We start from the raw sequence: 23,466 nt of genomic DNA on the forward strand, positions 1-23,466 counted from the left end.
TTATTCCCAACCTTGGGACGGACGCCCAGGTCAGATCTGCTGGGGCACCCAGGCCACCTGGACGAGATCTCGGCGAGAACTCATGGGCTCCACGTAGATTCCCCGGCCAGGCGGCTGCTTGGTGGGTCGCACGTCGCCGACCAGGATGCCGTCGAGCTTCGAGCCGTCCATGATGAGACCCGACGAATTGAGGTTCTTCATCTGACCGATCACGTTGTCGTACAAGGCCGTGTCCGCTTGTGCGATGTTGCGCGCCGCGATGACGTGCAAGCCTGTATCCCGACCGTCGACAATGATCTCCTTCAACGGTTCCAGCGGATTCAGCGCGCCACGCTGCGCGACCATGTGGTAATCGTCGATCACGACGAATACCTCGGGCCCGGACCACCAAGAGCGCTCCGCGAGTTGCCGCGGGGTCACGTTCTCCGGGGGGCGGCGCGAGCGCATTTTCTCCACCAGTGGCGGCAGCGCCTCGCGCACATCCCGCTCGTTGGTCACATGCCCGATCAGCATCTCCTGCGGCACCGTCTCCAAATGCCTACGCCGGTAGTCGATCAGCAGCACACGCGCCTGCGACGGGTCGTACTGGCGCCGAATGGATTCCAGCAGCGCGGCCAGAGTGGTGGACTTGCCCGATCCGGTCGAGCCGAGCACGATGAAATGGGTCGACACATTCAAATCGATTGTCGCCGGGCTGAGATCGGATTCCCGTACGCCGAAGGGGACGACCAGACGCTGAGCGAGCGTCTGCGGCACCGGCCATCCCGCACGCACTTCGTCGATGCCCACCTGCGGCGGCAGCAGCTTCACCTGCGGCGCGCGCCTGCCGGGATAGCGTTGGGTGACCTCGGCGGCCGCGGCGACAAGGCCCTCGGCCGCCGAGTTCGCTTCGCCCACACCATCTATGCGCGGCAACGCGGTCAGCATGTGCAGGCCATCGGTCGAGATGCAGCGACCCGGTCGATTGGCCGGAATCGCCGCGACAACCGCGCGGTGGTTGTTGAAGGTCGTATCGGCCAAGTCGCCCAGTCGCATTTCGACGCGTGTCTGCATCAAGTCCTTGATCGCAGGGCGAATGGCGATCCAGCGCGAACTGCTGACCACCAGGTGGATGCCGTAGTTCAAGCCCTGAAGGGCGAGAGACTCCATCACTGGGGTGTATTCGTCGTAGTACGGGCCGTTCATGCTGAATCCGACATCCCACCCATCGATGACCAGAAAGACGTCACCGTAGGGATCGCGGTCCAGCCACGGCGGTACGCCACCACCGTCGCGCAGCGTACGGAACTTCCGAATCGAGTCGATGCCGAACTCGGTGAACATCGATTGCCTGCTCTCGAGCAGGTTCGTAACCAACGCGATCGTGCGCCGGATACGGTCGACGTCCCGGGCCGCCGCGACCGATCCCACATGCGGCAGGTTCGCCAATGTCGCCAACCCGCCGCCGGAGAAGTCCAGGCAGTAGAACTGCACTTGTTCGGGGGTGTGGGTCAGCGCCGCGGACAGGATGAACGACTGCAGCGCCGTCGATTTGCCGGACTGTGTGCCTCCGACGATGGCCATATGCCCACCCCCGCCGGACATGTCGACCGACCACACGTCCTGACGCTGCTGACGCGGCTTGTCCACCAGCGCCAACGGCATCTGCAACGCTCCCTGTGGCACCGCGCGGATCATCCGCTCCAGCGTCGGCGGCGTGATCAGCGGGGGGAGCCACATCTTATGAGCAGGGTTGCCGTGCCGGGCCAGCTGCTGCAACACCACTTCCATGATCGTGATCGACTCGCCGTCGGCGGCCTCGGTCGCCTCCTGGACGACCACCGGCTCCACCACCGCGGGCCGAGTGTCGGCGATATGCCCGGCGGTGAAGCGTTGCGGCGGCCGGTATCCGCCACCGGGCCGTCGTGCGCGTTGCGCGGAGGCCGCCGACACCTGCGCGGGAGGAGAGTATTTCTCACCCACGTACGCGGCCTGGAACCGCTGGAGGTCGCCGGAGCCGACCCGCAGATAACCCGCACCCGGCTTCTTCGGCAGGTGATAGGCATCCGCGGTGCCGATCGCGTCGCGGGAGTCACTGGTCTGGTTGGTGCGCAGCGCGATGCGGTAGGAGAGGTGCGCTTCCAGTTCACCCATCCGGTTGGCCGGCACTTTCTGCGACGCGAGCAGCAGGTGGATGCGCAGCGATCGGCCCAGTCGGCCGATGGCTACGAAGAGCTTCGAGAAGGTCGGGTACTGCTCGAGCAATTCGGCGAATTCGTCGAGGATGATCAACAGGGTCGGCAACGGCCGCAGATCCGCGCCCTGCTCCCTGGCGCGCTCGTAGTCGGCGACGCTGGCGAAATTGCCCGCGTCACGCAGAATGCGTTGCCGCCGCGCCATTTCGCCGTTGATCACGTCTTCCATACGGGTGACGAGGTCGGCTTCTTCTTCCATGTTCGTCACCACGGCCGTCACGTGCGACAGCCGGTCGAATCCGAGGAAGGTCGCGCCGCCTTTGAAGTCGACGAGAAGCAGGTTCAAGACATCCGGGGAATGTGTCGCCACCGCCGAAAGCACCAGCGTACGGAGGAATTCGGACTTACCCGATCCGGTCGCGCCGATGCACATGCCGTGCGGGCCCATGCCTTCTTCGGCCGATTCCTTGATATCGAGATAGACGACACCGCCGGCCGGGTCGTGACCGAACGGAATGTTGAGACGGGCCCGGTCCTCGTCGCGACGCCGGATCCACACCTGCTCGACGCGAATAGCGCCGGGGTCGGCGACGCCGACCATCTCCTCCCAAGACGTGCCGCCGCTGGCCTGCTCGGCGGCAACCGCCTCCACCACGGTGGACAACCGGAACGGCGAAAGACTGCGCGCCATCGACGTCATGGCCGCCACGGACAGCGAATCGGCCACTCCGACGCGCCGCACCCCGCGCGGGGACACCTCGTTCAGCGAGCGGTCCTCGGTGACGGTGAAGCGCAGCGCGCGCGGGAGATTCTGCTCCGAGGTCCCCAGCCGCAGCCACGTGCACCCATCGATGCCGGAGATGTCGCGGTCGCTCGCGGGTCCGGCGACGTCGACGATCAGCAGGTAGTGCGTGCGATCCAGAGTGGGTTGCGAATTCGCCGAGAACGGACCGCGATTGAGCCCCGCGAGCACCTTGGTGCGCAGCTCCGCGACGGTGCGGTACACCATCCGGCTGGAGCCGATGGCGTCGGTCTCGTTCGGATGCTGGGCGTGCGGCAGCCATTTCAGCCACGCCCATTCCGGCGCGTCCGGATCCGACAGCACTGCTGCGACGGCCACCTGGTCCGGACCGTGCAGCACCGCGACCTCGGCGATCATCGCGCGGATCAAGCCGGTCACCTGCTGCGGGTCACCGTCGATGCCGACCTGCGGCGCGGACAGCAGATTGATCGCGACGGGCATGCCGCCGACCGTGGAGTACGCCTTGGCGAAACGGGTCAGTTCGACGACGCCGACCGGGTCGAGATCGGAGGTGGGCGCGGCTTCGGGAACGATGACGCGCACCTGGTTGGCGATGCGCCCACGGCCGACTCGCACCCGCAGGAACTGCGGACTCGCGACCTGCACCTCCCACATCCGCTTGCCGCCGATCAGCCGGGCGATCTCGTCGGGACCGGGATGGGTGTAGCGCAGGAAGGCATACAGTTCGGCTTCCGCCGCGTGCACCGTCTTACGGTTGTCGGTGAGGCTGCGCAGGTAGTCCTTGCGTTCCTCGTTGAGGCTCGCCGCGCCACCGGCGTTGCCCCCGAGCGCGCCGCCCATCATGCCGAACATCGACACCAGCATCATGGCCGGGAACATCAGCATCATCGGGTTCATGGTTCCGCCGCCGCGGAACATCATGACCATCATCCCGCACATGGCCGCCACCATGACCACGGGCATGATCATCCGAAGCCGCGATGCCGGAACCGGTTTGGGCAGCTCGGTGGGCGGCTGCAGCCGCAACTCGGTCACGGCGGGGGCCTTCGGACCGCGCACCGTCCGGGCGGGCCGGACGAATCGGCGAGTGCTGGTCACTACGAACCACCCAACCCGGCAACGATCTTGTTGTTCGGAATTCCGTCGTGTTGAATGCGAGCTTCCTTCTGGGACAGAGCGGGTCCGACCGCGAACAGGGAGATGACGCTCCACGGCGCCGGGACCGGAGCCCGCAGTCCGAGGGCGATCAGGGAGGGATCGTTGCCGCCGCTGCTGCTCGGATCGGCGATGATGCCGTAGCGGACGCCGCTGTCGGAGACCCAGTAGAGCGATTCCCGCAGTGGAGACCCCGCTTCGGCGCCGGTCACCTGCACGAAGCGGCCGGTGTCTCTCGGCAGGTACGCCGCGTCGGCGGTGGTGCCGCGCGACGCGGCGGAGGTCACCAGGTCCACCGCGCGGCCCTGCTCGTCTTTCGTGAGCGGCAATTGCCTGCCCACCAACAGTTGGGTGGTCGCGTTCGGATCGCTTCCGGTGCGCGCCCAGTGCAAGCAGGTCACGCCGGACCGTTCCGGATCGACCAGGCGAATCGGACGGACCGGGTAGGACGCGGTGCCCGGCCATTGTCCGGGGCGCAGATTCGCCGCGATCACGTCGGGCCCTACCGCGCGAGTGGACACCGAACCTTGCGAGTCCGCGTTCCGCACCATCGCCGCCAACACGGTGCTGATCCGCACCAGCCCGGTCTGCGAGACGAGATAGTACGAAGCCCCCTGATCCGGCGCCGACACGGTGAGTACCGACCCGACCGGCGTGGTGAATCCGTTGTTCAGCGTGATCGACTCGCCCTTACCCGGCACGTCGGGCACGCGCAGCGGAGGGGCCTCCGGAATGGCGTTGACCAGGCCCTTGGAAGCCGCCATCACCGGAGCGGTCGAGTCGATGCCGAGCGCCATGGCCACCGCGGTGCTCGCGAGGTCGATCGCGGCGCGCACCACACCCTTCTCGGCATCGCCGTAGACCAGCCAGGTGGTGGTGTCGTCGCGCAGCAGACGGGCCTCACCGTCACCCAGCGGGCGGTTGGCGTCGCCGTCCACGGTCAGCGGGCCGCCGATCGCCGTTGTCCGCACCGCGGAGCGGCTCAAGGTCGGCAGGCCGGTCGAAGGGTTGACCGGCGCGGCCGCACCGGTTCGCGCCGTGTCACAGACCGTCCACGACGAATCCCTCTCGTCGGTGTCGACGATGCTGCCGGGGGCACCGGGAATGCCGACCCAAGGCCCGCGCGGGTACTTCGACAGCTCGTCCCGGGAGACCTGCACGGGCTTGTCGGGAGAACCGACGATCAGCCGCGCCGAGGTGAGATTCAGTGCCGGGAACAGCCGGTTGTTCAACCGCACGAACAGCGCGCCGGTGTCCTTCTCCGCCACGATCTTCGAGTCCCCGACCTTCTTCGCGGGTTTGAAGAAGGCCAGCACGGCGGCGCCCGCGATGAGCACGCACGCGAGCGCGATGCCGATGGACAAGGCGGTCGAGCGACCGCGTTGCGGATCATCGATCATCGACGCGTCTCGACGGACCAGCGCGTGCTCTATCCGGCGCAGCAGAAAACGCCAGCCGGAAATCTGGTGTTTCGTCACAACCCGGAAGCGCGCCACCGGTTCTCGTTCCTTCCGCCGCCCTGCCAACCACACCGTAACCAGCGGTCACAGCATGAATACGACCCCTATTCCCAACTCTGGGAATCGGATCAGCGGACGCCTCACACTCGCGTGCTCGGCGCCAAACCCTCCAGCGCCGCGCTGACGTCGAACGCGTCGATCGTCATGAGCTCTTCGTCGGTCATCGCGGCGATGTCGGCGTTCTCCCTGGTGAAGCGGTAGTCACGCTCGGCTTCGGCGGCCTCGACCACGTTGCGCACGAACCGGCCGTTACCGGCCAGATCGATCAGCCGCCGTCCGTTCTTGGTCTGCCCAGCCAACTCCTCGCAACGCAGGCGCAGCACCTCGCGTGCCTGCTCGGACAGGATGGAGTCCTTGTTCCGCGCGATGTGCTCGGCGATCTGCACCAACTCGTCGGCGCCGTAGCTGGCGAATCGGATGCGCTTGGTGAATCGCGAGGCGAGGCCGTCGTTGGACGCGAGGAACCGATCGATCTGGTCCTCGTATCCGGCGATGATCACCACGAGCTTGTCCCGATCGTTCTCCATCCGCGCCAGCAGCGTGTCCACCGCTTCCTTACCGAACGCGTCGCCGCCGGAAAGACCTTCCTGGATCAGCGTGTACGCCTCGTCGATGAAGAGCACACCGCCGAGCGCCGAGTCGATCAGCGCGTTGGTCTTGGGCGCCGTATGGCCGAGGTGGGTGCCGACCATGTCGTTGCGGGACACCTCGATCACGTCGGCGTTCTCCACGACACCCAGGCCTGCGAAGATCTTGGCGATCACGCGGGCGATGGTCGTCTTGCCGGTGCCGGGCGGACCCGAGAAGATCAGGTGCTGCGACTTCGAATCCACGGCGAGCCCGCGCTTGGCGCGCACCTGGTCCATCAGCACGCCGGACTTGAGCCGGTCGACCTGTTCCTTGACCGAATCCATGCCGATTTGCGCCTGCAACAGGTCCGAGGCCTCCGTGAGGAGACTCTCGCGCTCCGCCCGCGCCGCCGTGGCGGCCGCCTCGCGCGGATCGTCACCCGTCTTCGGGTCCCACCTGTTGGTCCGGGACGCGATGAGTTCTGCGGTGGCGACCTCGAATCGGTACGACTTGTCCCGCACCGCGCGCTGCCATTCCTCGCGCTCGGGCCACAGCGCCGAACCCTGGAGCCCCTTGAGGACCTTCTCGGCGGCGTCGTGATCACCGTTGTGCCGCATCAGCATGCCGAGCAGGAAGTGCGCGTCGGCCCAGATGTAGGACAGACTGCCCGAGGAACTGTCCTCCACGATCCGCTGCGCGCGCGGCATGGCCTCGCCGAAGCGGCCCAGGTGCGCCAGCGACTGGGCGGTCATCAATTCGGCGGCGATGTCGAGGAGGCCGTCCTCCAGCGACGGTCGCGCGGTGCGCAGGGCGAGCACCTCCGGCCATTGCTTGGTCCGGAAGTACAGCGACATGCGCACGAAGTCGGAGACGTCGTCGCGGGGGACCTCGTCGAGAATCGCCGCGGCTTCCTGCCATTCACCGCCTTCGGCATACGAGCACGCCTGCGCGATGGCGATCTGATCGCGGTCGGCCATGGCGACGCGCAGTCCGTACATGCCGATCTCGACCTGGCACCACAGCGCGCGATCGACCAGCCCGGCCCGCTGCTGGTCTCGGTAGAGATTGTGCACCGAGCGGTAGGCGCCGTAGATCACCTCCGAGGTGACCTCCCCCGCCATGGCGCGCCCCAGCCAGGCGTCGCACATGTCCGGGTCGAGATCGGTGGCGGCCCGAAACGCCGCCGCCGCATGCTGCTCGTTGCGCACGCCACCGGCGACCAACCCAAGATTCTGAACACCCGTGTAGAACGCGTCCTCGGCCGCTGACACTCGGACTTCCCTTCCGCCGATCTAGCCTGCTCGAACGATAGATTCCGGCGGTCACGCTCCGGACTCGGCAACTTCCCAATGATGGGAAGCATGACAGCGTCGATCGCCGCGGCCTCCACATGCCAATTTTGAACGTGCCATCAGTTAACGGTATGTTTACCTCGGGGTCGGCAATCATCCGCCTGCAGACGACCCCTTCGGCGGCGGCTGGCCAGCCGCGATCCGGTCCCCCAGCCGCCGCGCAGCAGGTCACAGGGCTTCCGCAAAATTCTTGCCGCTATTTAGGTGCACGCTATTGAACGTTCCGACAGAAGAGGGTACTGTCTGAACACAGATCGCCGGTCCCTCATCCCGACGATCTGAACCCAAAAGCAACGGCCGGTGGCACCGGCAGGCCACCGGCCGTTGTGGGGGTTGGACACCAGAGCCGCAGCCTCGACGGTCTACGTCTACCACTGCCAACCTTCGGACCCAGCAACCCATTCCCGCATCTGGGAATGGGTTTTCCTGCGTCATGGGCGCTTTCGGTCAGGGAGGGGGCGGGTCGATGCGATCGGACGCCGGAGCCGTTACCCGCGAGGGCGCCGGGGGCGCGTCGGCGACACCGGCGCTCACGGCGCCGTTTCCTTCGGAACCCTTTTCCGGCACCGAACGCAGCGGCGGCCTCGTGGCCGGCGCGTGCACCACGGCTGGAGCCTCCCGCGCCCGGCGTTTCTTGGTCCACGGAGTGGCCACGGGCCGACGTACTTTCGGCGGAACCTTCGCGGGTTGCGCCGGCTTCGGAGCAGGATCCGACGCGACCGGCGGTTGCCCCGCACGACCCCAAGGAGTGGCCGCGCCGGTCAGCGGACCTCCCATCTCGGCACTGTCGGGGGCGCGCGTGTCGACCGGGGGCACGTCGACGGCGGCTGCGGCGACGGCCGATTCAGTGCCCGCCGGGCGAACCTCGAAATCGAACGCTCCCCGGCCCGGAACCTCGGGCGCCACGTCGTGGGCGGCCACCCTCGCGACCTCCGCTCCGTCCCGCGCGGATACGGCACTGGGGCTCGCGACTTCTGCCGACCGGTCCGCGTTCGGGTTCGCGTCGTTCGGCGCGACGCCGGCGACCGGCGACATCTTCGCCGGATCCGATGCCGGATCACGAGGACCGGTCCCGGCGGGCGCTGCCGACCGGTTGCCGGTCCGGTCCGGCGCACCCGCGCCGCCCCCGTTTCGATCGGCCGCTCGCTGCCCGGGCGCTGCGGGGTTCGCGGCGTCGCGCACGGCGGCAGGGACGCGCGCATCACCGGTTCCGTGTCTGTCGAGGACGGTCGGCGCCGCCGCAGCGGCGGGGCCGACGCGTGCCTCGGGCTGTTCGCCGTGCCGCCGAATCAATTGCTCCGGAGTCGGTGCGGGTCCGGGGGGAGAGCCACCGGCCGTCGCGGTGGGCGGCACCGCGTCGTCGAATGGCGTCGATGTCGTGAAGTCGAGTGTGGCGACATTCTCCGCGAACGTCGCCGCGTGCCGCATGATGTCGTCGGCGTGATCGTCGAGCACTTTCGCGAAATGCTGCACCGCGTCCGGGTCGATGCGCAGCGGAGGGGGTTTGCCCGACGACGGGATGTCGAGCGCGTCGCGGGTGGCGTCGTAGACGATCCCCTTGACCATGTCATCGATGGCCTGCTCGAGCGGTTCGATCGCCTTGCCGATGACTTCGGCGACGATGTAGCCGATCAGGTACTGCGCCATCTGCTCGCACAGCTTGCGCGCCGCGGCGGCGACCAGCGGCGCGGAGGGAGCGAGCGGCGGTGTGATCATGATCGAGGCGTAGGTCGCGGCCAGGGCGGCGAGTTCGGCCAGTACGGCCACCTTCACCGCGGTGATCACCGTCGCCGCCACCTCGAGTGCCTGCCCCACGAGCTTGCACGCACTCTCGAGTTGCCGCATGTGGGTCGAGCTCATGTTCGCCCACGTGGCGACGAGCTGCTGGTAGGACTCCCCCGAGTAGAACGCCCCCATCTGGTTTATCACACCGGTCGCCGAGTCGTGCGTGCCCTGCACCTGCTCGGCGAAGGTGCGCACATGCCCGGCGAGGGCGCGTACGTCGTCCTCGTTGATGTCCGGGTACGGGACGCCGCAGATGTTGAGGAAGAGCGCGACCTCGCTGGGGATGTCTATAGCCACGCTGCGCCCTCCTCCCCGATCATCGGCTCACAGCACGCGCACGACGACGGCTTCGCTCGGCATACGCGACCACTTCACCGTCGAGCCGGTGTAGGGCGCTTCGATGACCATGCCGTTGCCGGCGGCCAGCTGCACATGCTCGGGCCCGCGCGTGCTGAATGATCCGGCGGGGAACACCAGGTCGCCTGGGCGCACATCCTCGGGGTGCACGCGGACGCCGCTGTAGATCTGCTCGTACGTCGTTCGGGGCAGCACCACTTCGCCGTGACTGGCCTGGGCGATGGCGTACTGCGTCAGACCCGAGCAGTCGAATCCGCCGCCGCTGGGTCCGCCCGCGCCACCCCCACCCCAGACGTAGGGCGTACCGAGCCAGTCGCTGGCGGCCAGCACCGCGTTGCTGCCCTTGGTCCCGTCCGAGCGGACCCTGCTGTTGCGGCGCAGCCGGGAAGCGGACCTGGACCTCGAGCGCGTCCGTCGCCGCCTGCGCGGCGCACCGCCGTGCCGGGCCTGCCGGGTCGCCGGCGTCGCGGGCGGCATGATCTGCGCGGCCTGTTGCCGTGCGGCGGCGACATCGGCGTCGACCTGCTTGGTGGCGTTGGAAATGGTGGACTGCGCGGCATCCAGCAGCGCGGGACCGCTGAAGCGGGTATCGCCCACCGAGGCGATCGCCTGCATCCGGCTCTGGAAATCCGCGATGTGATTGGTCAGGCGGCCGCGGCCGTTGACCGTCCCGTCACCGGACTCGCCGACGGTCTTGCCGACGATGCTGTCCTTGCCAGCATGCGATTCCGCGATCGACAGCTGCATGCCCTGCGCCTCGCCGTAGCGTACGGCCACCGCCCCGGACGCGACCCGCAGATCGGCGGCGAGCGCTTGGGTCGCACTCGCCGCTTGGCCGGCGGGTTGGCCGTCGCCGTACAGCTCGAGCAGCGATCGGAGCACTCCGTCCAGGTCGTTCGTCAGTGCCTGCGCCATTCGACCGACTCGCCATCGCTCATCACCGACCGCCTCTCACACTCTTCTCGTTATTGTGTCGCCCGGACCGACCCGGCCGTATTCCCATTCCTGGGTGGGTAATCGAACTATGAACCACTTCCCAGAATCGGGAAGCGGAGACAATGGGAGGACTTCTGAGAGGCGGTGGCGGCGGCATGGTGACGACGGCGACGAATACCGAAGCCAAAAAGGCGGCGGTGTCGGCATCCTCCCCCCTGGCGAGCTACGCCTCCGAGGCCAAGCACTTCTGGCTGGTCGATTTGCACTGCCCGGCCGGTGCGTCGGAAGGACTGCGCGCCTTCATCGCATTGGCCGACACCGCCATTCAGACCGCCGTGGACCTGCTCGGCCGTGGCATGACCACTCCCCCGCCGAAAGTCGACGACCTGCTCAAGCCCGCGGTCTACGAAACCCTCGGCAAGGGCGAGGCGGACGACGAATACCGCAAGACCGTCGACAAGGTCGAGGCCAGGCAGCTGAAATTGCTGCAGATGGACGATCAGGTGGTCAAGACCTCCGTCACGGTCGCCGCCGAACAGGTGCAGGCGCTGCGGTCCATCAAAACCATCGTGACCGAACTGAATACGAAGCTGAAGGCCGCGGGCAGCGCCAAACTCAAGCCCGCTCAGGAGCTTCCCTTGCTCAAGGCGGTCGCCGCCGCCGTAGAGGCGGTCTACGACAAGGTCACCGCGATCGCCGACCTCAACGAGGACATGGCCAACGGCAAGGGCAAGGGCAACTCGAACGGCGGCGGTCAGAACAGCGGCGGGGGCACATCCGCGGGCAGCAGCGGAAGCGGCGGAGGTGGTGACGGAGGACTGTCGTCGCTGCTGCCGATGCTCGCGATGCTGCCGATGGCGGCGATGCCGCTGATCTCGCAGATACCCGAGATGATGCATAAAGCCGACGAGGACAAGGCGAAGAAGGCCGAGGAGAACGAGCACAAGGGCGCTCCGGGACAGCCGGGACAGGCACCGCCGCCCGGCAATCAGGCCGCGCCCGCTGCCGCGCCGCCCCCGGGCGATCCGAACGCGCAACCGCCCGCCGCACAACCGGCCACCGCGGAGCCCGGCGGCGTCACCGCCGCCCCGGCGGCGAATACCGCACCGGCCGACGATCCGAACGTCACGCCGACGACGACCACGGCACCCGGCGTGATACCGGTTAGCCGGACCAGGGACCGCGCCGCGTCCGACCGGCCCAGCGGAGCGCCCACGCAGGATGCGGCGGTCGTCGACGATCAGGAAGCGGAAGCCGCCCCCGTCATCGAGGCGTAGCCCGATCCAGCGCATATCCGGTCCGGCAAAGGCTGCGCCTGTTCGCCGATTCGGTACCGAAGGAAGCGGACTGCGCGCTGCCGTCGGTACCGCTCGCGCAACTCGCGTGGACACAGCTCAGCACCAGCGGGAACCCGTCCCATAGGCGGCGCGGCTCGAGCACCCTACCGACGATCGATGTCCGCACGCCCTCGGCACTGTGAGCGGGGCGCTTGCGCCCGGTCGATTCCGGTCGATCCATCGACACCGATCGCCGCAGGCACAGCGCGGCGGCGGGTCTGCCGGAAGCGGTGCGCGCAGGGTTTACACAGCCGTCAGCGGAGCCGGTCACCCATTGCCGCTGTGCCTCGGTAACCGAATGTCCGCGAGCTACCGGGACTCGTGCCGTCACCGGCCACGCGGCCGCATCGCCTCGTAAACGTGCCTCCGAGCTAGGAGCGGTTCGGCGTCGAATCGGGAAGAGCAGCTATCCGGGTCGCGTCAGGACGAGGCCTGCCGCCACCCGGATGCCGCCTGTTCACCTATCGGGAAGCGTCGTTCACGACCGTTCCGGAGGCGCCACCGCGGGCGGTGGCGTCGAGGGCGCGGCCACGACGGTAGGAGGCGGCCCTCCGGCGACTTCCGGCGCGGTGACCGACGGAACCGAGGCGGGCCGGGCGACGCGCTCGGGCTGCACGGCGGTGGAGACGGGCGCCGGGGTCGAGACGAACTGCGGGTGCAGCGTGATCTGTTCATGGGCATAGACGGCGTCGCGCAGCGTCTGCCTGCTCGGCTCGTTCGCCAGCAGCAGCACCAGTTCGTTGCAGCGCCGCTCGAAGACCATGCCGCGCAACGGCGAAACCCCGGCGTCCAGTCGCAGCTGCCCGATCTCCACCCGGCCCACGTCGACCCGCTGCCCGAGCATCGACGCCGCCAGCAGGTCGTCGGCGTCGCGCAGCTCGTCCCACAGCTCGCGCGACACCGGCCTTCCGGCTTGCAGGTCGGCCAGGATCCGTTCCCGGACCCGGCGCGACGCGGCGGCTTCGGCGGGTACCGATCCGGACCGGCCGACCTGTCCGTGGGCATCCACGGCCAGTTCCACACAGCGCGACCGCACCTGGGTGTCCGGTACCGACGAGACGTGTTCCAGGCCCGCGATCGAACCGGTCAAGCCGAGACGGTCGGCCGTGTCCGGGGTGAACTCGCGCAGGTCGACGTCGTAGGACGGGCTGACGAGCCCCTCCATCGCCGCTTCTCCGAATCGTGAGCGCAAGCCCGGATCGATCGGCCCGGACGAGACGAGGGCCGACAGATTCGCGTTCGCCTTCGCGCCCCAGGCGAGGCCGAATTCGGCCAACACCCGGGCCGGGTCGGTGACGCCCTCCCACGGCGATCCCGCGCCGTCGTCGGCGGCGAGCAACTCCTCCCAGTTCCACGGAGTGGAGACCTCACGCGGCAGGAACAACCCGGCGGGCAACCAGCCGCGGCCTTCGTTCGAGGTGATGAAGACGCCCGTTCCCCCGGGACCCCGCATCACCGCGACAGCCCAGGCCATGCCCACCGGCGAGTCGACGGCGGCGAGAACGCTGCCGAGCAGCGTCTTGGCCAGCACGAGGTCGTCGTTCACCTGGCCGCCGACCACGTACGCGGGTTCGGCCTCCTTGTCCTTCGCCGAGGCGACGGCGGCGGCGAACGGGCTCGCGACCGGCACCGGCATGGGCGGCATGTCCGTTCGGCCCGTCGCGCCGCTGGGCGGCTGCGTGGCGGCTCGATCGTCCGGGGTCGCGTTGAGCGGGCCGACTCCCGCGGGCGGCACGCCCGCCGTCGCAGGCGCGGTCACGCCGGTGCTGGTCGGCCCACCGGGTGTCGACGTTCCGGTTCCGGTCGCGTTCGGCGTGCCCGCGCCATTGGTGCTCGCCGGGTCTGCCGACGCGGCGGTCGCGCCGGGCACACCCGTACCCGTCGGCGATGCCCCGTTGGGTCCGCCCGGCGAAGTCGCGAGCGGGTTGTCTCCGGCGGTGCCGGGGCCCGCCGCAGTGGGACTGGTGGACACCGGACCCGCCGAAGTGGGATCGGCCGTCACCGGGCCATCGCCGGGCGCGGAACCAGGCGGCGTGATCGGGCGGTTCGAAGCGAAGGGATCGGTCGAGGTTCCAGGGGGCGCCGTCGTCGGGGCCGGTGTATCGGTCAGTCCGGCTGTCTGCCGGATGTGGCTGGCGAAATCCTCGTCGGATTGTTCGTAGGCGTTCGCGGACGCGCGCAGCGAGTCAGCGGTGCGATCGTGTTCGCTGGCCAGCGCCTCACCCGCCCGCTGCCGGGCGTCGTAGTACCGTTCCAGCGCTTCGTAGACCGGATAGGCGATCTTGCCGTAGGTGGGCAGGAAGTTCGCGAGCCATTCCGTGGGCGGTTTGGCCCATTCCCTGGTGTCGTGCGCGACCCGGTCGTGCTGGTCGGCCAGCTGACGCAAAACGGCAGGGTCGATTTCCATGCTGTTGGGCATGCTCGATCAAATCCTTTCCCACCACACGTCCCCCTATTGTCGATTCTTCCCAGAGGTGGGGAGTGCGAGACGGTTGCCCGGTGCGCGGTCGCTCCAGGGTCGGTATGCGGCGACGCGTTACTCGACGCGGCATTTCGGCTTCCGCTCAGCGGCCCGGCCCCGCGGTGATGGTCGGTCGCCGAGCGGGCGCGACGGGTGCGGGATCCGGTGCGACGAAACCCGGGTGACTCACGATCTGCGCGTGCGCGTACACCGCGTCGCGCAGAGTCTGCCGGGTCGCCGCCTCGGCGAGCAGCAGCACGAGTTCGTCGCACCGCCGCTCGAAGACCATGGCGCGCAGCGCGCTCATCTCCGATGTGTGCCTGCCGTCGGCCTGGTCGGCGCGCAGCTCACCCAGCGCCACTCTGGACACATCGGCGCGGTGCGAAAGCATTGTCGCCGTGAGCAGGTCGTCGGCATCCCGAAGCTCCTCCCACAATTCCTGCGACACCTCGCGGCGCTGCCGAAGTGCGCCGAGGATCCGCTCGCGTGCCGCGGGCGCGCCCAGCGCGGCAGGCGAGCCGAGACCGGCCTTGTGGACGCGAGCGTGCGCGTCCGAGGCCAACTCCCAGCATCGCACTCCGATCTCCGACTCCGGTGTGGCCGCCGCCCGCCGCACCAGGGCGGCGGCCCCGACCAATTCGAGGCGGTCGGCCAGACTCGGCTTCGGTGCGCTGAAGTCCATCGCCGACGAGGCGGCCACTTCGCCCTCGATCGGCACCTCACCCAGCTGCCGTCGAAGATCGGCATCGACGTCCGCCGAGGCGGCGATAGCGGTCAGCCGGGCGCCGGACCTGCGTCCCCAGGCGATCCCGAACTCCGCCAGCACGCGTGCGGGATCGGCGACGCCCTCCCACGCGTTCTCGGCCACCTCCCACACCCACGGAGTGGAGAGCTCACGCGGCAGGTACAGCCCGGCCGGTATCCAGCCGCGGCCCTCGTTCGAGGTGACGAACGCGCTGATGCCGCTGGGATGGCGCATCACCGAAACCGCCCAGCCGAGCCCGAGGACGGCATCGCCGCCCGCCGCCAGCACCCCGCTCAACAGCGTGCGGGCCAGCACCAGATCGCCATCCACTCGCTCGCCGAGGACGAATGCCGGGGCGGCCGCCGACGTCATGGCCGCACCGACCACAGTGCGCATCGACTCGTCGCCGTCGTCCGCGCCGTCCTTACCCGCGTCGGTGCGCTGCTCGGTCCGTTCCGGTGACTGCGCTTTCGCGCCGCCGCCCGCACCCGGCGGCGGTCCCGCGCTCGCCGCCGTGATCTTGGGAGTGGCGACCGGCCCACGCGATTCGCCGGGCGGAGGAGCGGTCTGCTTCGCCTGTACTTGCGGCGGGGGGACGGAGCCGGCCTGTGCCGCCGGCGCGGAGACCGCCGGTCCAGCGGGTGCGGCCGAGGCAGCCGGCGCGAACGGTGCGAACGGTGCGGTGGAAGCAGGCGCCGCGACCGGTGGCGGAAGGATCAGCGGCGGCGGCACCGACGTACCGGGGTCGGCCGCGGACGCGGAGGAACCGGTGAACTGCTCGGGCGCTGCCGTGTCGTGCGATTCCGCCGCCGAAACGGTGCCGGAGCGGTCCGGGGTCGCGGACTCGGCCGCCTCGGCCTTCTCGGCCGGGACATCGGGATCGCTCCGATGGGAATCCCGCGCGTCCGGACCGGCCGAATCCTGAGTATCGCTGTCCACCGGGGCATCTCGGCCCGGTGCCATGTGCTCGATGCCGGTGACCTGTCCGCGCGGTGGAACGCCCGCAGCGGGCAGACCGTGCCCGTCCTCCAGGCCACCGCCCGGCGCGGTGTTCACCGGGACGGTCGTCGGGCCACTGGGGATGTACTGATCCGGCGCCGGGCCGGTCGACGGCGGACCGGAGCTGTCCTCGGTGGCAATGGGATCGGGTCGCTCGCCGAGCGGGTCACCGGGCAGCAGCGGGCCGAACGGATCGGTGGTCACCGGTCGGTCGTCGACGTCGTGCGGGGGCATCGCAACCGGGAAATCGTCTTTCGGCCGATTCGTCCGCGGCGAGCCGTCGTGCCGTGGATTGCCGGAGTGGTCCTTCGCGGGCCGGTGCTGGTGATGGACGTCCCCGCTGTGGTCGTCCGCACTGCGGTGGCCCGGTTCCCAAGGCCCCGGCTGCCCCAGCGCGTCGGCGATCAAGCCCAAACTGGGCAGGCCCTGCGGGCTGATCGAACCGAGTGCCGCGCGCACGACATCCTCCACGTCGTCCCTGGCGGCGGCGATCATGCCGGGGATCCGGTTACGGAGGGCCTGAGCATCGGATTCGTCCTCTTCAGCCGCGGCCGCGCGTCTCGTCGCGTTGATCCGCGAGGTGGTCTCCTCGACGATGTCCAAGATCTTGTTGCGGGTCCGGTACACCAGGTCGGAGAAATCCCGGAAGGTGTCCGCCGCGGCCTCGAGCGCGTCGGCGAACGCCTGCGGGTTCATCCGCTGGCGCAGCATGTCGTCCTTGATCGGTTGCAGACCGGCACTGGAGCGGGCATGTTCGTCGAAGCCGCGGCGTTTGCTCTCGGCGTCGAGCAAGTCCAACGCCCCCGCACCGTCTCGCGCGAGACGTTCCAGCGCACTCCAGTCCCCCGGCGAGATCGCCGGCCAGTTGTCGCCGACGATGGCGTCCCAGTACGGACTGTGGCGCTCCGGTTCCATCAGCGAGTCAGATGTATTCGGTGCGGCGCCGCACCGCGGCGGCGCCTGCGCGATCGGCGTCGGCGTGGGTGTAGGACACTTGGGCGGTGACCTGAGTCGTCGCGTCCACGCGGCGGCCGTTGGCCCGAACCGCGCGCTCGAACGTCGTCTTGATCCACTGCGTGTGCGCCACCAGTCGCCGGTCGATCTCCGATTCCGGTCGCCGTGGCGCGACGAAACCATCACTGATCTGCCCGACCTGGCCGCCGATCGTGGCGATCGCGGTCCGGAACTTGTGCGCGGCGGCGACCACCTCGTGCGGGTCGTCGGTATCGAATGCGTCGGTCATGTCGCTGTCCTGTCTCGCCGTTGCGGCGGTCGGCAACTCAGGTGTCGCGTCGGAACTCGGATTCCTCCATGGCGCGATACGACGCCTCGGTCGGAAGATCGAACGAGTCGATCGTGTAGGAACGGGTCCCCTTGTACTCCATCTCGGCCCGCAGCCCCACGCGCGATTTCGCGTGCGCCAGCCGTGCGAGCTTCACGATTTGGGACGCCAACCACTCGTCGCCGTTGTCGCGGGCGTCATCGGTGATGTACAGGCCGATGATCTCTCCGTCCCGGTCGCATCCGACGCCGACGGTGTGGTCGGGGTTGAACACCTCGTAGGTCATGTTCCGCCAGTCCGGTGCCCCGGCCTCCGGCTGGTCGTCGTCATCGAAGTCGTAGTCGTCCACCTGGATCGGGTGCATGTCGGTCATCGGCTGGTCTCCGAGAATCGTTCGCCGGGGCGGGGATCGGTCAGGTAATCGGAATCGTCGGTGACCGATTCCAGGCGCGCCGCCAGCGCGGACCAGGCGGCGTCCTCGATGCGCATGATCTGGCGCAACTGCCAGAACCGGGCACCGAGATACAGCTCCCCCGTGCCGTCCGGGGCCACGTCCAGATGGTCGGGACCTTCGGTAGCCGGGTTCAACGTCACCGCCGTCACCGGCGGGCGGGTGTCGTCGACGTTGACCAGGGTCGCGCCGCCGCCCGGAATGAAACTCTGCCGCAACCGGGCGCTGCTGCCGATGGCGACGTCGGCGCTGTTGGTGGTGATCGTGACCTCCGGGTTCAACAGCAGTTGCAGCACCCAGGACCGGGCCGTCCGCTCCGGGTGGTCGGCGTTGATCGCGATCGTCAGGGTCGCCGCCAAGTCGACCACCAGTACCGCGTCCGTGGTCGTGACGCCGGCGATCACCAGACGCCGGGCAGTGCCGACCGGGTACGGCAGGTCGTCGGCGGCCAGCGACACCACGTCCGCGCCGACACCGCCGCCGGTGGCGGGATGCGCGGAGACGGTTCCGGTGGCGACGTCGATCGTGTAGGCGACGATCGTCTCCGAGATGCCCTCCGCCACCCCGGCCAGCCGGACCAGCCCCTCGTCGTGCAGCCACCGGACGGTGTCGGCGACGGTGACGTCCGGGGCGGGCTCGGTCATCCGGACTGCCCCGAAGCGGTGGCGACCGGCTCAGTTCCCTCGATGGGCGTCTCCATGACGCTTTGGTACTGCCGCGCCGCATCGGCAGTACTCTCCCGGATGGCGGCCATGATCTCGGCTACCAGTTCCGGGCCGGTGAGGCGCGCGGCGGTCCCCGGAGCGAGGTAGAGATCGGTCAACTTGCCCATCGCGTCGACCTCCGGGATGACCGCGCCGCTCGGCGACGGCCTGCGGGCCCGGATGTTGTCGATCTTTTCCCGCATCTCGGCGATCCGGTGCCGGAGATCGCGGGCGGCGTCCAAAGCCGCCTGCACGTCCGGGTGGATGGAACTCACGACTCCACCTCGCTGTGCTCACTCATGCGTTACCTCCGGATTGGGAAGGGGTCTGGTTGCTCGGTGTGGGCGTCGGGGGGGTGACGGTCGGGGCGATGGTCGGCCGTTCGCCGATCACCGCTTCGGTGTGCGGCGTGTCGTCGACATACATCAAGCGGTCGGGATGCCACGCCACGACCCGGTTGCGGTCGTTGTTGCTGCCCGAGTTGCCCATGCCCGGCGACATCGGCATGTACGGCATCATCGGCGAACCACCGCGCGCCGCAGCGGCGTTGGCAGCCGAGGGGGTACCGAGGGGTTCGATGACCGATGCGCGCGGCATGCCCGACCCGAGGGTGGCCGCAGCAGCCACCGGCAGGGCGCTCGCCGCGACGGTTTCCGCCTCGATATCCGGGATGCCGAGGCCAGGGCTGCCTGAGGGCATCCCGCTCGGGCTGCCCGTACCGAGCCCACTCGGGATGCCGAGATCGTCGTAGCCGTACTCGTCGAGACCGTAATCGTCGGTGACGTCCGAGGCGTCCGACTGCCCGAGCTGACTCAACGGCATTCCGGCCGAGGCCATCGCGCTCATCAGGGCGGGCAGCATCTGGGTCAACGCGCTGGAATCGCCGCTGCCCTCACCCTTTCCAGTGCCCTTTCCAGTGCCCTCAGCGGTGCCTTCACTCGCTCCGACCTTGGAGCCGACTTCGGTGGAGTAACCGGTGATCGTCTCCGCCGAACGAGCGTTCTGCTCGTTGAATTTCGCCAGAGCGGCCTGGATGCCGAGTTCGTTCTTGGAGCGCATCGCCGTGATCAGCTCCTTACGCGCGGCGATGATCTCCTCCGGTGTGGGATGTTTGGCCTTCGCGGTGCGGAACGCGTCACTGTAGGTGTCGATTCCGTCGGCCAGCATTCCCAGACCGGTGCCGAGCTGGTCGAGCCACCCGCGGCGCTGGCCGAGTTCCGTCGCCGCCGCGGTGCCGACAGGCTCCCAGTGCTGCATCGACTTCGCCGCCGAGTTCACTCCCTCGATGGCCGCCAGATGCGGGCCCCCGGCAAATTTGCGCAGCGCGTCGGCGAATCCCTTTGCCGCACCGGGCCCGGGGCCCGAGTGCAGCTGCTGAGCGAACGTCAACGGGTCGACCGCGCCGCCCGCGACAGGGAACCGCAGCGCGGGCGGTCGCCGCTGGCCGATCTCCTGTACATCGCCGACCGGGTTGGCGAGGAGATCACCACCACTGCCGTTGATGGTCCGGGCGCCGCGGTCGTCGGCCGCGGTGTAGTCCGCGGCCGCCGCCCCGATGTTGTACGCGGTGCGCTGGATATCGGTGAGAACACCGGCCATTCCGTTGAGCAGCGATGCTGCCTGCGCGTTGAGCTGCGGCACCGCGGCAGCCGAGATCGGGTCAGCGCCCGCGGGCACGACCCATCCGCCGGGGATCGCGGCCCCGGTGTCGCGCGCCATCGCGGCGAGTTTCGATGCCGCAGCGACGAGTTCCTGCGGATCCACATTCAGCGCCATCGCGACCTCCTCTCCTCATCCGCCGCTGTCACATTGCTCGCACGATCAGCCCGCCGCGACAACCGGCATTGCCGCGGCCGCGGACTGATCGGCCGAGCCGGGCGTCGTCGGGGGCGCGCCCCCGTCTGCCGGCGCGGTCATCTCGATGCCCTTCGGATGCACGAACCCGGTGAAGCTACCGAATTCTCCTGCCTTATCGGTCATCTCCGGCGGGTTGCACGGCTTCAGCTCGCCGTCGATGACGGCCTCCAGCGTGCCAGCACCATCCTCGGAGGGGAATACCACGAGGATCGCAGTCCGCTTCTCCCATACCGCGACGTCTCCGGTCATCAGCTGGAACGGGTCGACGGGTGTACCGATCTGCTTCTTGTCCGACCACTTGGCCGACGTCTTCTCGTACGCCTTCTGCGCGTCGGTGGCGGCGCGGTTGCCGAACGCCGCGTCCAGGGCTTGGGCGACCATCGCGGAGACCTTCTGTGTGCGTCCGTCGGGGAAGGTGTATTCCACGCTGCCGTCGGCGCCCGGGGTCCGGCCCGGCGCCACCGTGGGTTGCGTGGAAGACGTCGTGGCGGCGGGCGTTCCGGTGTGCTGCGTCGCCGGAGCAGTCGTGGACGGCTGCGCGACCGCGGGCTGGGCCGTGACCGGCGGAGCGACCGGCGGCGGAGCCACCGCATCGAGCTCGTCGTCGTAGCGGCTCGGATCCAGGTCCCTGCGACGACTGTTCAAGTCCTGGTCGGCCATGTTCCGCATCATCGCCTGCTGCATCATCATCGGCAGCATGGAACTCATCATGTCCATGCCGGAGCCCATCGGCGACGTGGCGGGAGTCTGCGGCACGTTCGGCGTGGTGGGGGTCGTCACGCCCGGCGTGGTCCCGCTGGGGTCGAGGCTGCTCGGCGTCTGACCGGTCGAGCCGGGGCTACCGGGGGTGTCCAGATCGGGCAGCGTCGTGCTGGGACTGGTCGGGTCGTCGAGATTGTCCAGGCCAGGGGGGAAGTCACTGTTGTCCACGGCCGGCGGGATCGTCGGGTCGGGGGTGCCGGGCGTGCCAGGGGCCGTCGGCCAGTTCGACCCGTCGACGGGAGGTGGAGTGCCCGCCGGGTTGTTCGCCGCCGCCTCCAGTTTCTTGATCTGATCTTGCAGGTCCTTGATCATCTTCGTCTGATCGTCGATATCCTTGGCTACGCCGTTCTGACCCTGCTTGATGGCATCGATCTCGCTCGCCAGGGAATCGTTGGCAGCGCTGACCCAGGTCAGGATATGGCTGTCGATCTGTATGCCCTGCGGTGGAGCGACAGGGGCCATCGCGACGACTTTTTCGTCGATTACCTTGTTGGTCGCGTCCTGCCCCGCCTCGGACCATTTCCCGGATTCGCGTATCGAGTTCACGAGCTTGGTGACGTTGCCGTTCAGATCGATATACGACCGCTTCAGTTGCACCGCTACTTCCCCATAGTTCGTGAAACTGCCGATATTCGCAGGCGGGACCTGCGGCACGTCGGGAGCTTTGGGGGGATCGCTCTTGGAATCTTTGCCGAGAGTCTTCCAGATCCCATCGAAGTTTTGATACAAGGTCTTGAAGCAGGAATCGGTGAAGACCGAGAAGACCCATTCAGCTGGATAGTTGCCCTCCTGAATCTTTTTTCGATCGGGCATGATCATCGGGTGTGGATCGGCCATAGCTCCACCCCTCAGTTGGTGCTAAATTTCGTCGATGCGTCGAGTGGCTTGGTCGGCAGCGTCGCAGGGTACGACTGCCCTTGTCCCGGAGCCGAGCCCGGCCCCCCCGAATGCGAGACACCCGAAAAACCGGCACCCACGCCGGCACCGGTCAACCAACCGCGAGCCGCATTCAACGACACGCCGCGCGCGGTCCACGCGGCTCCGATGTTCGCGGCCGGGTTCTGGACGCCTGGGCGAATCGCACCTGTAAGCAATCGCCCCGCGAGGTTTCGTCCACCCATACCCGCGAATGCAGCCCGGGCGGCACCACCGGCCCCGCCTCCGAGCAGTGCCAAGGCGCCGGTTTCGGCGCCATTACTGAGAGACTCCCCCCAGCTTTTGTTCTCGACCACTTTGTCGTAGAGCGTCTCTGTTGCGAAGCCTGCCAGCGCGCTGCCCGCCGCGACGCCGAACGCCGTGCCGACACCCGGGACGACCGACCCGAGCGCGCCACCGGCAACGGTGAGGCCGGTGGTCAGCGCGAACTTACCGACGCTCGACCATGGAATGCCGAAGAAGCCCATGAGATCACCTCCCGGATGCTAGGCGGAACGCCGGTGCACGGCGGTCGACCGGTCTTCACTTGCGTCCATTGCGGCCGACACCACCTGGGTCAGAGGCTCGCAAGGCTGGTGCCTCACCACGGCAAAGTCCGCCTTTCGATCGAACTACCCATCGTCGATCGAAGCGGCGTACGCCAGGATCGACCATGAGTGAGACCTACTTTCGACGTCTCCATTGTCGAGGCTTCCCAACTGCGGGAAGCGCAGCGCTGGCAGAACCGGAGAGGCCGGTTCGAATCCATCTACACTGACGTGCGCGAATTGTCCAGGCCGCCAGATAGTTCACAGCGACTTGTGAGGAAGGTTGGATGAACTCCCGCGACCCGCTGCTCGAATCAACCGCTCGAGCGTCCTCCACCTGCTGATGGCACCGACAACCGGGGGAAGATCATGACCTCTGCTGAAATCTGGCCCGCCGGGGTCGAGGTAGAAGCAAAAGAACCGGGAACGGCGGAAGATCAGCAGGCCGGGCCGGTGACGCCGTGGTCGAGCCGACCGGATCAGCAGCGATCACGGCCGGGCACAGCAGTGCCGGGACATCCGAGCATTCCCCCTGCGCCGGGTCGATCGGGTGCTCCCGCACCCGGTCCGGCCGGTGACGCCGGGCAGCCGGGTCGGTCTGGGTCGCCGGGTGTTTCGGGTCCGTCTGCGTCGCCGGGCGTGCCGGGTGGGTCTGGAGTTCCTGGTCAGCCTGGTCAGCCGGGGGTTCCGGGTCAGCCGGGTGTGGCGGGTGGTGTGGTGGCTCCGCGGGTGGAGCAGGCGCCGGGTGCGGGGCGGGGTGGGGAGGAGGAGTTGGAGCCGGAGCCGTTGGTGG

15 protein-coding genes are annotated in these 23,466 nt (G+C 68.5%); 1 reads left to right on the forward strand and 14 read right to left on the reverse strand.

Annotated features, from left to right (window positions below; all coding sequences use genetic code 11):
* Positions 1-30: 30 nt before the first annotated feature.
* The 5 genes from eccCa to ABZ803_RS32755 form a co-directional block, all read right to left on the reverse strand.
* Complete coding sequence (gene eccCa / locus ABZ803_RS32735; protein ID WP_357045298.1) at positions 31-4,035, reverse strand: type VII secretion protein EccCa; 4,005 nt, start codon at positions 4,033-4,035, stop codon at positions 31-33.
* Positions 4,035-5,588: a type VII secretion protein EccB gene (gene eccB / locus ABZ803_RS32740; protein ID WP_357045300.1), complete on the reverse strand. Its 1,554-nt coding sequence runs from the start codon at positions 5,586-5,588 to the stop codon at positions 4,035-4,037. The genes eccCa and eccB overlap by 1 nt, the downstream gene beginning before the upstream one ends.
* Before the next feature lie 104 nt (positions 5,589-5,692).
* Complete coding sequence (gene eccA / locus ABZ803_RS32745) at positions 5,693-7,453, reverse strand: type VII secretion AAA-ATPase EccA (protein ID WP_357045302.1); 1,761 nt, start codon at positions 7,451-7,453, stop codon at positions 5,693-5,695.
* Positions 7,454-7,981: 528 nt separating this feature from the next.
* Positions 7,982-9,616: a WXG100 family type VII secretion target gene (locus ABZ803_RS32750; RefSeq protein WP_357045304.1), complete on the reverse strand. Its 1,635-nt coding sequence runs from the start codon at positions 9,614-9,616 to the stop codon at positions 7,982-7,984.
* 27 nt (positions 9,617-9,643) lie between these two features.
* On the reverse strand, positions 9,644-10,591 hold the full coding sequence (locus tag ABZ803_RS32755; protein WP_357045306.1) for a C40 family peptidase: 948 nt from the start codon (positions 10,589-10,591) through the stop codon (positions 9,644-9,646).
* Positions 10,592-10,734: 143 nt separating this feature from the next.
* On the opposite strand from ABZ803_RS32755, the gene ABZ803_RS32760 reads away from it, so the two are divergent.
* A complete protein-coding gene (locus tag ABZ803_RS32760; RefSeq protein WP_357045308.1) occupies positions 10,735-11,889 on the forward strand; it encodes a hypothetical protein in 1,155 nt (384 codons plus the stop codon).
* Between the two features lie 538 nt (positions 11,890-12,427).
* Here the strand turns inward: ABZ803_RS32760 and ABZ803_RS32765 are convergent.
* The 9 genes from ABZ803_RS32765 to ABZ803_RS32805 all read right to left on the reverse strand — a co-directional run bounded on the left by ABZ803_RS32765 (position 12,428) and on the right by ABZ803_RS32805 (position 22,613).
* Entirely contained in the window at positions 12,428-14,368 is a 1,941-nt protein-coding gene (locus tag ABZ803_RS32765) for a type VII secretion target (protein WP_357045310.1), read from the reverse strand.
* A 145-nt stretch (positions 14,369-14,513) separates the two neighbouring features.
* Positions 14,514-17,069, reverse strand: coding sequence for a hypothetical protein (locus ABZ803_RS32770; RefSeq protein WP_357045312.1), 2,556 nt, complete (start codon positions 17,067-17,069; stop codon positions 14,514-14,516).
* A gap of 7 nt (positions 17,070-17,076) precedes the next feature.
* Positions 17,077-17,397 (reverse strand): hypothetical protein, encoded by a 321-nt coding sequence (locus ABZ803_RS32775; protein ID WP_357045314.1) that lies wholly within the window; start codon positions 17,395-17,397, stop codon positions 17,077-17,079.
* A gap of 37 nt (positions 17,398-17,434) precedes the next feature.
* Positions 17,435-17,809 (reverse strand): hypothetical protein, encoded by a 375-nt coding sequence (locus ABZ803_RS32780; RefSeq protein WP_357045316.1) that lies wholly within the window; start codon positions 17,807-17,809, stop codon positions 17,435-17,437.
* Positions 17,806-18,531: a hypothetical protein gene (locus ABZ803_RS32785; RefSeq protein WP_357045318.1), complete on the reverse strand. Its 726-nt coding sequence runs from the start codon at positions 18,529-18,531 to the stop codon at positions 17,806-17,808. The genes ABZ803_RS32780 and ABZ803_RS32785 overlap by 4 nt, the downstream gene beginning before the upstream one ends.
* Positions 18,528-18,866 carry a YbaB/EbfC family nucleoid-associated protein gene (locus tag ABZ803_RS32790; RefSeq protein WP_040865450.1) on the reverse strand — a complete coding sequence of 113 codons (339 nt, stop codon included), beginning with the start codon at positions 18,864-18,866 and terminating at the stop codon, positions 18,528-18,530. The genes ABZ803_RS32785 and ABZ803_RS32790 overlap by 4 nt, the downstream gene beginning before the upstream one ends.
* Positions 18,867-18,888: 22 nt before the next feature.
* Positions 18,889-20,367, reverse strand: a complete 1,479-nt coding sequence (locus tag ABZ803_RS32795) for a PPE domain-containing protein (protein WP_357045320.1) — start codon at positions 20,365-20,367, stop codon at positions 18,889-18,891.
* A 45-nt stretch (positions 20,368-20,412) separates the two neighbouring features.
* Positions 20,413-22,047, reverse strand: a complete 1,635-nt coding sequence (locus tag ABZ803_RS32800; protein ID WP_357045322.1) for a hypothetical protein — start codon at positions 22,045-22,047, stop codon at positions 20,413-20,415.
* 11 nt (positions 22,048-22,058) lie between these two features.
* A complete protein-coding gene (locus ABZ803_RS32805) occupies positions 22,059-22,613 on the reverse strand; it encodes a hypothetical protein (protein ID WP_357045324.1) in 555 nt (184 codons plus the stop codon).
* Positions 22,614-23,466: the final 853 nt, after the last annotated feature.

It is taken from the genome of Nocardia sp. NPDC047648, assembly GCF_040642815.1.
Classification (GTDB): domain Bacteria; phylum Actinomycetota; class Actinomycetes; order Mycobacteriales; family Mycobacteriaceae; genus Nocardia; species Nocardia gamkensis.